The sequence below is a fragment of the Candidatus Cloacimonadota bacterium genome (genome assembly GCA_016932035.1).
GTDB lineage: Bacteria > Cloacimonadota > Cloacimonadia > JGIOTU-2 > JGIOTU-2 > Celaenobacter.
In genome coordinates this window covers 30,061-45,155 of record JAFGDR010000040.1, presented here as the reverse complement: position 1 = coordinate 45,155, position 15,095 = coordinate 30,061, and the positions used below count along the sequence as shown (strand labels likewise).

Below are 15,095 nucleotides of genomic sequence, written 5' to 3'. Positions count from 1 at the left end.
TAATTTCCTTTAGTTCGATTTTTTCAAGAATTTTGTCAATGTTAAGATATTTTTATCTTCCACACGACGATATTTTACGATATCCATGAGTTTTTTTACGAGATATATGCCGAGTCCGCCAATAGGTCTTTCTTCCACGGAATGCTGAAGGTGCTCGGGATCTTCTTTTTGCACAGGATCAAAGGGGAAACCATCATCGATGAAAACAAGTTTTATTTCTTTCTCCTTAAGGTGGAACTGTATCTCGATCGTATGCACTTTTTTGTCATGAAACCCATAGGATACGATGTTCGTAATCAGTTCATCAAGGCAGAGCGATACGTCATACACGATGCGCTGGGACAGTTCTTTCTCTTCTGCGAAGTTTTCAAATTCTTCGGTCACCCGTGCAATTTCCGGCAACGAATTTTTTATTTTTACAATTAATGATTCCATATATACCTCATATCCTGTAATGAAGAACGAGGATAGTTATGTCGTCGAATTGAACAGCATTTCCCTGGAATGCATACACTTTGTCAATAATATGCATACTTGTCTCTTTTGGTTTGCACGCATTACATTTTGAGAGATCTTTTTCAAGTCGCTCAAGGGTAAACTGATCATCGTGCTCATTGGTTGCTTCATTTACTCCATCTGTAAAAATAAACATCTGGTCGTTCTTGTTTAGATGAGTTGATTTATGTTCAAATTGGAAGTCGTCCAAAACTCCGAGTGCAATTCCTTTTGTGTTAGGAATTTTGGTGATTGATCCATCTTCATGGATAAGATATGGGATGTTATGCCCGGCATTCGTGTAGGTGATGTCACCTGTTTTAATATCGAGGATACCGAGAAAGACTGTAACGAACATGCTTGATTCGTTTTCCTCGCAGAGCATGTTATTCACCTGAAAGAGGATTTCAGCTGAATTCATGCCGGACTGAGCATGGGCTTTGATCAGTGTTTTGGAAACTGCCATGAACAGCGATGCCGGAACACCTTTACCAGAAACATCTCCCACGCAGAAACAGAGGTGGTCGTCATCCAAAAAGAAGAAATCATACAGATCACCTCCAACCTGCTTTGCCGGCTCGATAACAGCAAAAAGATCGAACTCGGGACGTTCCGGGAAAGGGGGAAAAATTTTTGGAATGATACCCATCTGTATGTCATGAGCAATATGAAGATCATGCTCGATTTTTGTCTTTTCCGATTCGATTCTCCGTTCTTTTACTAGATTGCGAGCGATAAAAATAAAGATCGCGATACCAATACTATTGGTGATGATCATCGGAATTATTGCTTTTTTTATAATCGCGACTGTCGCAGCAACCTCACCTGTATGAAGACTCCATAAATAAGCTATCAGCATATGCAGGATTTCAATACAGATTGCAAAGATAACTCCACCAACGATTGTTACAATCTTTTTCTTGCGTATAAGAAAAACGATACCGCCTAAAATTCCTGCAAAAAGAGTTGCAACGGAGCACGGTACACAGGTTACGCCACCCCGGAAAAATCTGTGTACAGCTCCAATAAGGCCAGCACCAAATCCGACCACCGGACCAGCAATCAATCCAGCAATAGCAGGTCCAAGATCGCGAATGTTCGCTGTGGCATCAAATATTTGAATGCCGCTGATCGTGCCGTAAATTGAGAAGAGCCCAAAAATGAGAACAAGAAGAATGCCGTTTTTAATGTTAATATTCTTCTCTATTATAACCTGAGAATAGAGCTTTGTTCTGGTAAGCACATACGCAATAACGATTAGGAGTGCCATGTGATTGATAAGCGATAGAATTGTCATATTAATCCTTTTTACCTGTATCGTAATGTAGGGCAAGCCACACTGTTTTTTTTGCAGGATCTGTCCATTCTACTCGATGCTTTAAACCCGCAGGTATGATGCAGTAATCTCCGGGATTCATCTCTTTTATAACACGATCATCCTGAAACATCAATTTAGCGGAGCCTTTCAGAAGGATCACCCACTCGTCGGAATCTTCACAGAGCCATGTTCCTTCCGGTGTTGTGTGACCTTCAGATACGATTCTCTTAAGACGAAAGTGCTCATTATTCAGAAAAACCTCGAAAGATTCCTCTTCAAGGTTAGATGGGAACTTTTCAAAAAGATTATTTATTACAGGGATGTTCACAGGGATGCTCGCAACCTGGTTCTTCTTGTTGAGTATTACCAAACCATTTCTCGTGAACGGCTTCATATGTACCATTTTCTCTGAGTGCTTTCATTCCTTCATTGAGGAATTTCAGAAGCTCGTTATCATGCTTGTCCACAACAAAATACATGTAACTTGTTTCAAGCGATTCTTTTGCATATATTATGTCAACGTAGTTGTTACTCGTGATGATATACATCGCTACACTAAAGGGTCCGACAAATGCATCGACAAGATCATTGTTCAATGCATCGAGGGCATCGTATTCCGATTCTGTTGCAAGGATGGTGATTTTCTCATTTTGAGAAAGTATCTCCTCGTAATAGCTTCCTTTTTGAACTGCAACTTTTTTACCGTTCAGGTCATCAAAATTGTAAATTGAATCATCCTTTGTGAAGATGCGCACTTCATCGATCAAATAAGGTTCATCAGTAAAATCATAGAGCACTTCTCTCTCGGGTGTTTTATCCATCTGAGACATCATGTCGACCTTAACACCTTTTTTTAGCGAGATAAGTGCATCGTTCCATTTGAATTCTGTAGGGGCAAAACCATATTTTGTACCCTCAAACATCGGAAAGAGCAGGTCGAGATCGAAACCGACAGGTTCGCCATTTTCGACAAAAGAGAATGGGGCATGTGTCTTATCAAATGCAAAGACAATTCCCCTCGCTTTTGCAGATAGTGATATAGTGAAGCAAACAAACACGACCAGCAGGAGGATGAGAATTGATTTGAATTTCATATTAAGTTCTCCAAATTATTTTTCTCTTTTTAAAAGTAATATCGTTATGTCGTCAAATTGATTTTCTTTCTGGAAACCTTCAAGATCAGCAGTGACGACATCGATGATGTCAACTATAGATTTATTGGCATTCTTGGACAAGATTTTAATAAACCTATCTTCACCATAAAGCTCTTTCTCCGGGGAGGTTGCCTCAAGAACTCCATCTGTATATAGAACCATAACCTCACCGACCTCAAGCTGTGCTTCACCTTCATGATATTCATGGAATTCACTGATTCCGAGAGCAATATCTTTAAAGGTCTTAAGTATTCTATGAGAGCCGTCCTCGGTGATGATAATCGGTTCGTCGTGACCTGCATTGGTCCATTTCATACTACCTGTTCGGATGTTGTAGATCGCAAGGAACAGGGTCGTGAACATGCAGGCATCATTGTCCTGGCAGAGTACAAAATTCGCTTTTTCAATCGCTTGCTTTGGTGAGATGTCCTGAACACATACAGTTTTTAAAAGTGTTCGTGTGACTGCCATGAATAGTCCAGCAGAAATGCCTTTACCCGAAACATCTGCAATTATGACTGCAATATGATCTTTATCAAGCATAAAGAAATCGAAGAAGTCACCAGCAACCTCTTTAGCGGGAATATTTTTTGCATACAGATCAAATTGTTCCACATCCGGGAATGGAGGGAAAATACGGGGAAGGAGTGACTCTTGTATCTGGCGTGCAATTCGAAGTTCACTTTCAACTGACTCTTTTGCTTTGGTAGCTGCAGTCAGGTCTGTAATATAGTGTTTAAGATCATACGTCATCTTGTTAAATGCTTTAACGAGTTCGTGAATTTCGTCATGTCCGCGAATACCAGTGATCTTCTCATCGAGATTTCCCTGTGCTATCTTATTTGCAAAACCGAGCAGGCGTTTGATTGGGTTAGTAATGCCGAATGCAGCCCAGATAACCACAAGAAGAATAATGAGGAGACCGATCACCAAGATCCCGATCTGTTTGATCACCATTGAGTTGACGGTTTTCATGATTTCTTTGTCAGGAATAACTGCTGCAAAGCTCCAATTACAATCAGGGATTGGTGAGTAAACCAGCCATTTTTTATCACCGGAATTGAAATCTTTGAATGTTGTAATGCCCTGCTCTCCTGCGATCATTTTTTTACCGATTTCGCGGAGATCGGGTTGATCGTCTTCTTCAGCTAGACTGAAAATACTTTCATTCATCATGTATTCTTTTATGGGGTGGTAAATAAATGTCCCTGTTCGAGTAATGATAAACGTGTAACCAGCCATGATACGGATATTATTCATTTCCTGTTCAAGATCTTCCAGTGAGATATCAGCAGTTGAGACACCAATAAAAGCATCATTTTTATAGATTGGCTGTGAATAGGTTGCCATCAGAATATTTGCACCGCCTTCATCAAAATAGGGTTCTCCCCAGTACGATGTGCCAAGTAGTTTTGGTATCATGAACCAGTCCTGAAGTGTATAATCCATATTATCTGCAAGATCGAGATAGGTAAAAGTCTCCTGATCACGATGTACATAGGGGGAAAATAGTTTTTTATGGGGATATGCAGAGGGTTCGAATGCTGTTGCCATGCCGTAAATATTAGGATTTTCCTGTAATTTCTTTGCCATCAGCGCATAGAGTTCTTCCGATGATGGTATTGACAGTTCATCGATTGCATCAGCAATACCGATCGATGATCCCGAAACCTTTATAAAATTGCCGTCCAGCATACAGGCGTGATGTGAGGTTAACTCAAAAAGATATTCCTTCATCTGTCTGAGTGCATTGTCACCACTCCAGAAATAGGTAAAGAGAATGACAACAGTATAGATCAGCAGAAGCGGAACACCAATCCAGAGGAGGAGTTTTTGTACTAAAGGACGCCTGACTTTTACTTTTTCATCTTTCATGTGCGACATCCTTATAAAATTCTGTGTAGGAAGGGATCGTTGTAATAAGTCCTTGATGAAGGAGTTCCTCTGCTACGGTGTAATAATCATCCTTTTTTAGGACACCCCAGTTGACGAGATCGTCACCGACCTGGTAGGTCATGGCAGTTTCGATAGCATTCAGCATCCATCTTTGATGAGACCGATTTGTCTGCATGTGGTATTCTCTGCAGTATTTCATAACAAGATCAAGACTCTCTTCTTTATGTTCAAAGGCATACGCCCAACCCTTCAGACTTGCATCGACAAAGCGCTTACACAAGTCGGGATTGCTATGATATATCTCTTCTCTGCAATAGATACCATCCTCCGGAAAGTTCAGATCGTAATCAGTAAAAAAGAAAGTCACAAGTTCGTCTTCATCGATACCTGCCTGCATTATCTTGTGATATTCATTATAATACATGGCAGACGTAATATCGATAGCTCCAACAAGAAATCCATCGATTCGGAAGGATTGAGGAATAACAGTTGGTTCTATGTTCTGTTTCTGGAAAAATGCAATGGGCTGAATTGAGAAGTCTCCTCCCCAGTTGCTGACGACCTTACCTTCGAAGTCCTGAGCAGTTTCGATGCCGCTTTCTTTTTTGGCAATAAGCATTAATGAGGATTTCTGAAGCATCTGGCAGATGTTAAGGATCGGTTCGTTTTCTGAACGAAGCATGATCGCCTGCGATAGCCAGCCTGTACAGAATTCTATACGTTCGTCGAGTACTTCCTGAAGTGGACTGTCAGTCCCATCAGAAAAAAGTATTATTGCATCGATGTCTGCTTGGTTATAAAAGCCCTTTTCGTGTGCAACGATATATCCTGCAAATTGTGCCTGTGGAAACCATTGTACCATGAGAGAAATTGCATCATTACTCTGCGCCTGAAGAACCTGACTGCAGAGAATAATCATGCAAAGTATAACGATAATAGGTATTCTTTTTTTCATAACATCCCTATTATTGATTTTTGTTTTATTCGGAGCAAACTTATTTGTTTTTGTCGGAATCCTCAGAAGGAACATCTTCAGCTGCTTTTTCAAGACGTGATTTCTGGCGATGGCTGTATTGTTTCAGTGCTTTGGAAATATCGAGTACATTAAATATTTCTGTCTGATTAGCAAGTTCCTGCAGTTCTTCGGATAGTTTTGCAACTGCTTCTCTCTGGAAGCGCAGCGCTTTGGTAAATTCATCCTTGCTTTCTAAGCGCTGATCATCGCGAAGGCGGAATTTTTGAACTTCGTCGATAGCTTCTCTTTTGATAGAGACATCGAGATATTTCTGAGCATTTTCCATGAAAGGATCGATACGGTACATATAGAAAGAAACATTTGCTTTATTGCGCATTTCATGAACAAGCTCGGGACGCGGTCCAATAATTTCTCCTTTGAATTTCAGCCACCAGTCATCGGTCTTCTCATCGGTCAGCATGATCACCGGTTTGTAGGTTGCCTTTGCATGATCTATCGTTTGATACCAGATAATCAAATCGCGATATTTATTGATATCACGTTTGGCATCTTTGTCATGAAAACCAGGAGGAATTTCGTCCTCGTAACGCTCCTCGCCTTCTTTATATATTTCTTCAAGACGATTTTTTGGAAAATCATTCCCAACCTTTCTTTCCATAAGATTTGCAATGGCTTCCTGAAGTTTATCATTTTCAAAGAGGGAAAGGTACTCCTCTTTCCTTTCATGAAGCTTTGTTTCAAGGTCTTTGAATATCTTCACAACCTTGTCGATAAGCTGGTCTGCGAGAAATGAGTGGTCATCAGAGAGAAGTCTGTTTTTCAATTCGTCCTGGATTTCTTTAAGAAATTTTTGGAGATCGATATAGGAATCTTCCTGGTGTTCAATAACTTGCAGGCGACGCTGATGATATTCCAATGCTGCCTGGTAGGGGATCCAGATGCGGTCACCCATCTGGTTGAAGGTGTTGAGGATTTCTGTGTTGGTCTCTGCCGAATAGCGATAAAGATTGAGCAGCACATTTGCATCGAGCACAAAGATGCTGTTTTCCCATAATCTTGTCAGTTCGATATCTGTAGGTTTATAATAACCAACAAAGGCATTTCTCATGACTTGGCTCCGGCATTATTTCGCATGCATACAAATCCTAAGAAATCTTATTTTCTCGTCAATGTTATTAATGCATACAAGAAAAAAGTAAAATAGCATTTCTCATTTTTTATCGGAACTGGAGAAATCGAAACCACGTTTTCTGAATTGTTCAAGCAGTTTATCTGGCGACGGATCCCATTGACCTAATTTTCTGCTGATATGCTCTGTCCAGCTATACGTATCGTAATCGAATGTTTCTTTCCGGCCACCTGTTAAGCTTATCTTCGCGTTTAGTTGTTTATAATAATCCTGCGACAGATATCCTTCATCCATAACTTTTTTAGCATTCTCGATTGCGCTTTCATCAAGTTCCGGATAATTGTCTTCAAAGAGTGAGAATGATAAAGGATAGCGTGGTCGTGTGGGTGGATCTTCTGCAGGATAACCGATTGCGATTCCAACGAGAGGAAATACTTTCTTGGGGAGATCGAACTGTTCGGCAATCTTATCTGCATAATAAGGTACTGCCCCGATATAGCATGTACCGAGTCCAAGACTTTCAGCAGCGATGACCATATTTTGTGCCATATACGCAGCATCCTGAAGACCAAGCAGAAGACAATACAGGTCATTCAATACTATCTTCCATTTCCGTGTTTCCATGATTTTCTCAATCTTGTGAAGATCTAAACAAGGGATAAAATAGAGCGGTGCATGAAAAGGATTTTTCTTCTTATTTTTTGAGAGAAGTACGCTGTACGCCTGGAAGGCAAATGCTGCCTGTTGACCTGATCGGACAATGGTATTGATCATTGCTTGAGGAATATCTTTTTCCTTAAATTTACGAATTGATCTGTGCTTCACAAGAAGCTCGATCACAGGATTTGTGAAGTCATCCATCTACGATTCCTAATCCTCCCATAAACCGCAATCTTTATAATACTGCTCTGCTCCGGGATGAAGTGGGAAACCGGTATCAGAGAACGCATTCTTGGCTTCTATCTGGTCGATAACCTTTTCTGTACTTGAGAGATATTTTGTATTTTTGAACATAGTTTTCGCAAGGGCTGTCACGACTTCGTTTGATAGAGAATTACGAACAAGAAGGACTGTATAATCTCCTATGACATGGATGTCATGAAATAGAGATTTGTACGAATGTTTTTTTATTTCATGGCTCGTTGTTCCAATTTCACGGTGCATAGAATCAATAAGTTCTTTTGAGCATGGAAGGAGTGAAATGTGTATCTCGTTTTCCAAATCGATAACAATATCCGCAGGTGATGAAGCCATAAAAATAAATACATCTATCGCTCCTTCAACAAGATGGATAGAGCCTGTTGTATAGGTGTCAAACTCCACTTTTCCACCCAAATTTAAGATCTTCTCATATGATGAATCGAGTTGCAAAAGAATATTTTTTGTTACATATTCACTTACTGTGCCCTTACTCAACACGCCGAGTTTTACAGGCAGTTTCTTCGAGAAGATGTCATCAAGTACGCTGAGTTGGTTTTGATAAGCATAATCGGTTCGAACAACACAATAGAGATATTGATTATAAAGATTGCCGATGCAGGACACATTGATTTGAGGTGTCTCAAAAGGGGGCATGCCATCTACGGCAGCTTTTCCGAGAACTGCTGTAGAAAATCCAAGATCGATATCGTTTTCGTTAAGATTAACAACATTTTCGACACCACCCCCTGGAACCGAAACAGTTTTTGTCAGCTTTTCTGAATAGAGTTGTTCAAGAAGTTTTCCGAAGGTAAACCACGTACCTCCGGATGGACCTGATCCGATGACAAGTTCATCAGGGAATTCTATCTTTGTTTGTGTGCAGCTCAATAGAAGGACAATCGACAATAGTGCAAAAACTAATTTTTTCATCGTGACCTTCTTATTTATCGTGTGGTTTTATTACATGACGGAGAATGTAAACAAAAATAAAGATACCGATCGAGTTACCAAGCACCATAGGCAGGATGATCTCTTTGACGAGTGCGATCGATTGAGCATATGGTTTTGATAGCAGCAGAATGAGTATCATGTGGAATAGTTCAAGGCATGCGGTTACAGTCACTGCAAGCCAGTATGAGAGAGATTTTTTGAATGATCGGGATACAAGACCTGCGAGCAAGCCGGCAAGAAGTGTTGCCAGTGAGCAGGGGATTTGTGTAAATCCACCGAGAAGGAAACGATGAAGACCCGCAAGAAAACCTGTTATAATACCGACAATCGGTCCCCCGATGAACCCTGCGATAAAAGGAGCAGTATCTCGAATATTCGAGATAGCACCGACAACAGGTATGCCAAGGGTGGTTCCGTAAATACCGATCAGCGTAAACAGAATGATCGTTTTTGTTATGTCCCAAGGTGAAGAATCATTTGCAAATATTCTTTTAAAAGTATCGCTTTTACTGAACAGGAAAAATACAAACATAATAAGTAGACTTTCCTGAAGCAAGCTGAATACCGATTTAAGAATAACGAGACTTTTAACCGGTGCTGCGCTAAGGGTTGTTGTGCACATAATAAGAATGAATAGAATCAAAAGGAGCTTTTTTTTCATTACATTTCCTTTCTATGGTGTGTTGATCGTATGATTATTTCCTATGAATGTCATTGTGCTTGTCCATTCATATGAACCGTTCTTATTCTCTATTTCCCAAAAATCATAGTTGCCATCTTTCCTGTCACCCGTTTTATTTAAAACAGTCCAGCCCGTACAACCATAATATGCATTCGCAGTATGAATAAATGCCTTAGCTATCTCTTCTGAATCTCCGTTTTTGGTTACGATGTGAGAAAGTGCCGCAAGCCAGCAGGCATCATATGCTGCTGATGTATACGATGAAGGTGTTAGATTGTATTTCTTGGTGAGTTGAAGATCCAGAAATAGTGCTTTTTCTGTTTTCTCAGGGCTGTACATAGGATTGATGAATTGTACGTTAATTGCTGTTTGAGCAGCTTGTTCATTTGTTCTTAATCCTTCGTTTCGTGCTGTACCGTCACTGCCAAACCACCGAACAGATGTACATGTAGGATAATTATGAAGTGATTCAAAAATTAGAGCAGATTCTTCAAAAGCAAGAAAGTACACACAGCATTCTTCAGGATCATGAGTTTTAACGGTGGACTTTAGAATGATGCTTAATTCTGTTAGATCTTCCTGAAAATCTTTTGTAAGAGGATCGAAAGCAATTCCGTCGAGGAGTTGAATCGACGAATTCTTTAACTCTTGCTTTATACCGTCCATTAATCCAATTCCCCATGAGTCATTTCTAAAAAATGGAATAATTACTTTGTAATTCAGGATTTCAAGTAACTGAACAATTGCCTTTGCCTGCTGAGTATCGTCCGGAACAAGCCTGAAAATAAAGTCATCTTCAATAGCAAGAGCAGGTGCAGTACTTTCCGTGCTTATAACAACCAGCCTGTTTTTATCAGCAAATGGCATTATGTTTGCCAGTTCTGAACTCGACTGCACGCCGATGATCGTCTTGATTCCTTTGGAATGCATTAGTCTCGCTTTTCGAAGTGCAACGATGGGATCAGTTTGTGTATCCTCAAATTCTATGTGAAAACTGTATGGTTTGCCAATACAAGTCAGGTATGAATTGATATCTCGTTCAGCTATTTCGCAAGCTGCCTGTGCACTTAAACCGGAGGACGAAAGATCGCCTGTAAGTGAAAGAAGTGCTGCGATGGTAATCTCTTTTTTTGATGTGCAACCGGAGATGATAATAATAAGTAGAACAAAACTAATAATGAAGATTTTTTTCATGATATCTCCCAATATATTTAATTGTTCTAAGATAAATTTTCTATTGCTTCGTCGATAGTGCTATATATGGGAAAATCAGAGAAGAAATCAACAATTTCGAGGGTGTGAAGAACATTCTCATTTGCAGAGCAGACTGCAATCGTTCCGTGATCGTTCAATTCCCGCAAAGCAAAGTAGAAAGCGCGGATGCCTGAACTGCTTATGTATTCAAGTTTCGAACAATCAACAAGAATCAATTTTTCCCCATCAATAATATGACGTATTAGTGAGTCCTGAAAATCTTTTGAAGTGAATGAATCAACCTTCCCATCGATCCCGATTATCCTAATGTTTTTCTCTTTACTTGTTGTGATATGCATTGTATTTCCTATATTTGTTTGCCCAGAAATCTGATATCAAGCATCGTGATATCGTCAAACTGCGGTTTGTTGGCTGCAAACTCATGAACCTCTTTTGTTATAGATTTGATAACTTGAATTGGTTCTGCGTCTGGTATAATTCGTAAAGTTTTTTCTAATTTTTCTTCTCCAAAAAGCACGTCGTTTTCATTTACTGCCTCGGTAATTCCATCAGTGTATAAAAATATACTTTGAAAATGTTCAAGAGTGATCTGCTCTGTTTGATATTTGGTTTTGGGATGTATCCCGAGAGGAGGACTTGTTGGAAGTAAAATCGGTGCGATGCTTTTTTCTTTTATCAAATAGGGATGATTATGACCAGCATTGGTTAACTTAACATTGCCGCTCTTAACATCCAAGATTCCGAGCAGTATCGTTAAAAACATGCAATGTTGATTATTTTGATATAGCTCGTTGTTGACTTCCGATATAACATCCGATGGAAGGGGAATCTCATTACTGGCTTTATTCATCAAACGAACTGTAGAACGTATCATGCTCAAACTGCGAGCCATAAAAAGAGCAGCAGGCACACCTTTGTCTGAGACGTCTCCAATGAGAAAACAAAGGTGGTCTTGATCGATGAAAAAGAAATCATATAGATCTCCTCCGACCTCTTTTGCAGGCTCGATAAAAGCATAAATTTCAATCTCCTCCCGGTCAGGAAATGCCGGGAATTGCTTCGGGATCATACTCATCTGGATGTCATGTGCAATGCGAAGTTCACTCTGTATCTTTTCTTTTTCAGCCGTCGTGGCTTTGAGATTTGTGATGTAATCCTTCAGTGTGTGCTCCATGTTAATGAATGTTTGAGCAAGAGCACCCATTTCATCATGTGAAAATTCTGTCAGGTGGGCGAGTTCATCTGACTTTTCTGCCTGGAAGTTATTCTCTGTGAGTTTTCGAGCATGATCTGTTAGGATTTTTACTGGTTTTGTGAAACGACGAATTGCAAAAACAGTAATTAAACTTGCTATCAGCAGTGCGGCAAGTGCGATGAATAATTCTTTTTGGAAAATTCTCCGAGACGGTTCTTTCATCTCATCTTCATAGAGTGCAGAAACTACATACCAGTCCAGAGGTTCGAAGAAATCTACATATGCTCTTTTCTTATACTTGAATGCCCCTTCATCATCAGGTTTGTCCCACAAATATGTGTAAGCTTGATCGGGGGTTTTCGATGCATATACAAGATTATACCAGTGTTCAATACCTAATCCTGGAACATCGACATCAGCAAAATCGACACCTTCCATCGTGGGATGAACGAGGATAACGTGATTGTTGTCAAAAATGAAAAAATAACCGTTCCTGCCGATCCGAATCTTAGAAAAGATCTTCCTTAACTCACTTACCATCTCGACAAGCTTGGTTTCAGTATCTTTGTCGATATCGTCAATATACACACCTGTCCCAATTATCCAATCCCATGGTTTGAAATAGTAGTTATAGGTGAGTTTTTCTACAGGTTTGGTCTCATCAAGGTGCATATGCCAGAAAGATTCAAATCCTTGCCCCTTCTCTATTATCTTATTTTTGATCATTTTGAGCGGGAAGTTGCCTTTGACGTCCTGATATTCAGTCATATTTTTTCCACGAATGTCAGTATCAGGATGAGAGACTGCAACAAGGTTGGCATCATAGATATAGAAATAGTCGTTATTTCCGTATCGAAGATTTTCGACCATGTCCAGAGCAAAGGATTTAGCATCATTTTCGGACAGAAGTCCTTTTTTATATAATGAGTAATAGTATTCAATATTTGAGGTGACAATTCCCGTCACGTTCTTCAACTGGTCTTTATATTTGTTGAGTGCGTATTTTTTATGAAACATGAGACCACGGTACTCATTCTCGACAAAAAGAGAGATGAGCGTTCTCATATCGCGAATTGAGGAGGAAATGGTGTTCCACATGACTTTGTTAACTTCATTTTGAGTTAGAAGCATAAATGACAATGTCGTGAAAACCAATATAATGAGGATTAGAATAAGCATCTTGGTTGTGAAGGAAAGAGGGCGTATCGGTACTTTCATGCTTTATGCAATCCTCAGACTTTGTGTTAACTGTTTATATTTAATATCTTCGTTTATCTGTATCCTTCGATGTCAAGAATAATTATATTGACAGATAATATTGAATGTAGATTGAACACGTGAGGTGTCGATGGGCAAAGAAAGAGATGAACTAACTCGAAGACTTGGTGGAAAACCAATAAGTGAATTGAACCTTACCGACGAAGACATCGAACGTATGGCACGAGATAGCTATACAAAAAGAGGAGAAATCCCCCCAGATATACGGATCATGCTCGAAGAATATTTACGCACCTCGAAAATCAAATCAGAGTAAACCGAGAGTTCAGCAGTTAAGTTGGACTAATGTATCAAAAAGGATTTAGCTACTTAATCAATACGCACTTCTCAATGTGAACTACTTTTCCATTAATCTTTATATCAAACAGATAGATGCCTGATTGAAGCGTATGATTTCTGTCATCCAGACCATCCCAAAGCAAAGAATATGTACCACTCTCATTATGTGAATTCTGTAGGGTATTCACTATCTGTCCCTTTAAATTATAGATTGTAATTTCAACTTCTGCCGGCTGAGTAAGCGTATACATAAAACGAGTCGAATGTTTAAACGGATTAGGGTAGTTAGATGATAAGGCGGTGCTTTCATCGATGCCCGGATCTATAGACACTCCTGGGTGGATAGGGTCGAAGTCAACGATACCATATGCTGGATTGTCATTTCCATCGATGATGGTTTCGGCTATTTCTGTATAATTTTCGCTATCCCAGTAATTATTTTCTGCTTTCATGTCCTGGGAAGACCCGTTATACACGCTGTATGCCGTTCCAAGTTCATCGACATTATCATGGATATTATTTTCACCGTCATCATCCACATTCAGGTTTCCAAGATCACCCAGATTGGAGGTTGCATCATTGACACAATAAAATCCACAGAAATTAAAAGCTACTTCGTTCTGAACAAAGGTGCCGTTCGCACCTGATCCGTAAAGCATGACGCCAGCACCAGAATTTGGATTTCCTAATACATAGTTATGACAGATTGTGTTACCCTTGTAATAACCCTGTCCGTTGTATAGGTAAACACCGGTAAGATTATAAATAATTGTATTATTCTCAACATGAGGTGCAACTTCACCGTAGTTATAAATATTAGCAAGTGTGATTCCCTGTTTATCATTATGGTGGATGTTGTTATTTGTAATCGTAGGATTACATTCTCCGGTAGAAGTCTGGATCGCGAGCTGTATTCCCGGCCAGTAAGAAGCTCCCTGTCCGCAGGCAGTGATTTCACAGTTATCGACAAGTGCATTTGAGTTTTCAGTAACAAGGATACCGCATTGCTCGCAAGTAGTTATATATGAATAGGAAATTTCCATATTCGAAGGATTTGCATCTCCCATGGCTGAGAAATGTATCGCTTTTCTATGATCATCAAAATAGCAATATTGGATAAGAACTGGTGCATTGACCGAGTGGATACCATACCCGTTAGTACCGTCTGTATTCGATATCCTGCAATATAAAAAGGAGCTTTGATTCACCTCATCCTCAAGTCTAATACCTTCCCATGTTGTTCTGCCCTGTCCGTAGAATTTGATCGAATCCGTTACAGTGCCCTGAGCAGTGATAAATCCTTCGGCTGTGATTCTATAGACACCTTGCGCTTTAACGTGAACACCTGGCTCGATAATAAGAGAGTTGCCTGCCGGGATTGTTATATCCCCAACAATATTATACGGACTACCTGCCAATGTCCATGTGCCGGACTGATTACCGGAAACATTGGTATCACACATAGCCATACTTGAAAATAGTAAAATTCCAAAAATCCAAACGACAAAAAATAATTTCTTTTTAGTCATAGTATACTCCTACTAGTTATTTTCAATAATTAATCACTAATAATGTTTAATACTGTCAAGATAAAGCTTGGTTGCAA

Annotated in this window: 15 protein-coding genes; 1 reads left to right on the top strand and 14 read right to left on the bottom strand. The window is 39.7% G+C overall.

Translation table 11 applies throughout. The features are described 5' to 3' along the window. Positions 1-9: 9 nt before the first annotated feature. From JW794_07250 to JW794_07190, 13 genes are all read right to left on the bottom strand, one after another. Complete coding sequence (locus JW794_07250) at positions 10-435, bottom strand: ATP-binding protein (GenBank protein MBN2017904.1); 426 nt, start codon at positions 433-435, stop codon at positions 10-12. A 7-nt stretch (positions 436-442) separates the two neighbouring features. Further along, positions 443-1,792, bottom strand: coding sequence for a SpoIIE family protein phosphatase (locus tag JW794_07245; GenBank protein ID MBN2017903.1), 1,350 nt, complete (start codon positions 1,790-1,792; stop codon positions 443-445). Position 1,793: 1 nt separating this feature from the next. Next, positions 1,794-2,177, bottom strand: coding sequence for a cupin domain-containing protein (locus JW794_07240; protein ID MBN2017902.1), 384 nt, complete (start codon positions 2,175-2,177; stop codon positions 1,794-1,796). Then, complete coding sequence (locus tag JW794_07235; protein MBN2017901.1) at positions 2,119-2,907, bottom strand: transporter substrate-binding domain-containing protein; 789 nt, start codon at positions 2,905-2,907, stop codon at positions 2,119-2,121. Before JW794_07235 ends, JW794_07240 begins: the two co-directional genes overlap by 59 nt. Positions 2,908-2,922: 15 nt before the next feature. Then, positions 2,923-4,842: a SpoIIE family protein phosphatase gene (locus JW794_07230; GenBank protein ID MBN2017900.1), complete on the bottom strand. Its 1,920-nt coding sequence runs from the start codon at positions 4,840-4,842 to the stop codon at positions 2,923-2,925. Continuing rightward, positions 4,832-5,818 carry an ABC transporter substrate-binding protein gene (locus JW794_07225; protein ID MBN2017899.1) on the bottom strand — a complete coding sequence of 329 codons (987 nt, stop codon included), beginning with the start codon at positions 5,816-5,818 and terminating at the stop codon, positions 4,832-4,834. The genes JW794_07230 and JW794_07225 overlap by 11 nt, the downstream gene beginning before the upstream one ends. A gap of 40 nt (positions 5,819-5,858) precedes the next feature. After that, positions 5,859-6,947, bottom strand: coding sequence for a DUF4935 domain-containing protein (locus JW794_07220; GenBank protein MBN2017898.1), 1,089 nt, complete (start codon positions 6,945-6,947; stop codon positions 5,859-5,861). Between the two features lie 102 nt (positions 6,948-7,049). Next, positions 7,050-7,829 (bottom strand): nitroreductase family protein, encoded by a 780-nt coding sequence (locus JW794_07215; protein ID MBN2017897.1) that lies wholly within the window; start codon positions 7,827-7,829, stop codon positions 7,050-7,052. A 9-nt stretch (positions 7,830-7,838) separates the two neighbouring features. Further along, complete coding sequence (locus tag JW794_07210; GenBank protein MBN2017896.1) at positions 7,839-8,819, bottom strand: TAXI family TRAP transporter solute-binding subunit; 981 nt, start codon at positions 8,817-8,819, stop codon at positions 7,839-7,841. Between the two features lie 10 nt (positions 8,820-8,829). Beyond that, on the bottom strand, positions 8,830-9,462 hold the full coding sequence (locus tag JW794_07205; GenBank protein MBN2017895.1) for a hypothetical protein: 633 nt from the start codon (positions 9,460-9,462) through the stop codon (positions 8,830-8,832). Positions 9,463-9,513: 51 nt separating this feature from the next. Then, a complete protein-coding gene (locus JW794_07200; GenBank protein MBN2017894.1) occupies positions 9,514-10,716 on the bottom strand; it encodes an ABC transporter substrate-binding protein in 1,203 nt (400 codons plus the stop codon). 26 nt (positions 10,717-10,742) lie between these two features. After that, a complete protein-coding gene (locus tag JW794_07195) occupies positions 10,743-11,075 on the bottom strand; it encodes an STAS domain-containing protein (protein ID MBN2017893.1) in 333 nt (110 codons plus the stop codon). 8 nt (positions 11,076-11,083) lie between these two features. After that, a complete protein-coding gene (locus JW794_07190) occupies positions 11,084-13,150 on the bottom strand; it encodes a cache domain-containing protein (protein ID MBN2017892.1) in 2,067 nt (688 codons plus the stop codon). 130 nt (positions 13,151-13,280) lie between these two features. Here JW794_07190 and JW794_07185 point away from each other — a divergent pair, with 130 nt between their 5' ends. Further along, the gene (locus tag JW794_07185; GenBank protein ID MBN2017891.1) at positions 13,281-13,466 is read left to right on the top strand and encodes a hypothetical protein; all 186 of its coding nucleotides are present in this window, start codon (positions 13,281-13,283) and stop codon (positions 13,464-13,466) included. A 49-nt stretch (positions 13,467-13,515) separates the two neighbouring features. Here the strand turns inward: JW794_07185 and JW794_07180 are convergent, their stop codons facing one another. Then, entirely contained in the window at positions 13,516-15,018 is a 1,503-nt protein-coding gene (locus tag JW794_07180; protein MBN2017890.1) for a right-handed parallel beta-helix repeat-containing protein, read from the bottom strand. Between the last annotated feature and the right edge of the window lie 77 nt (positions 15,019-15,095).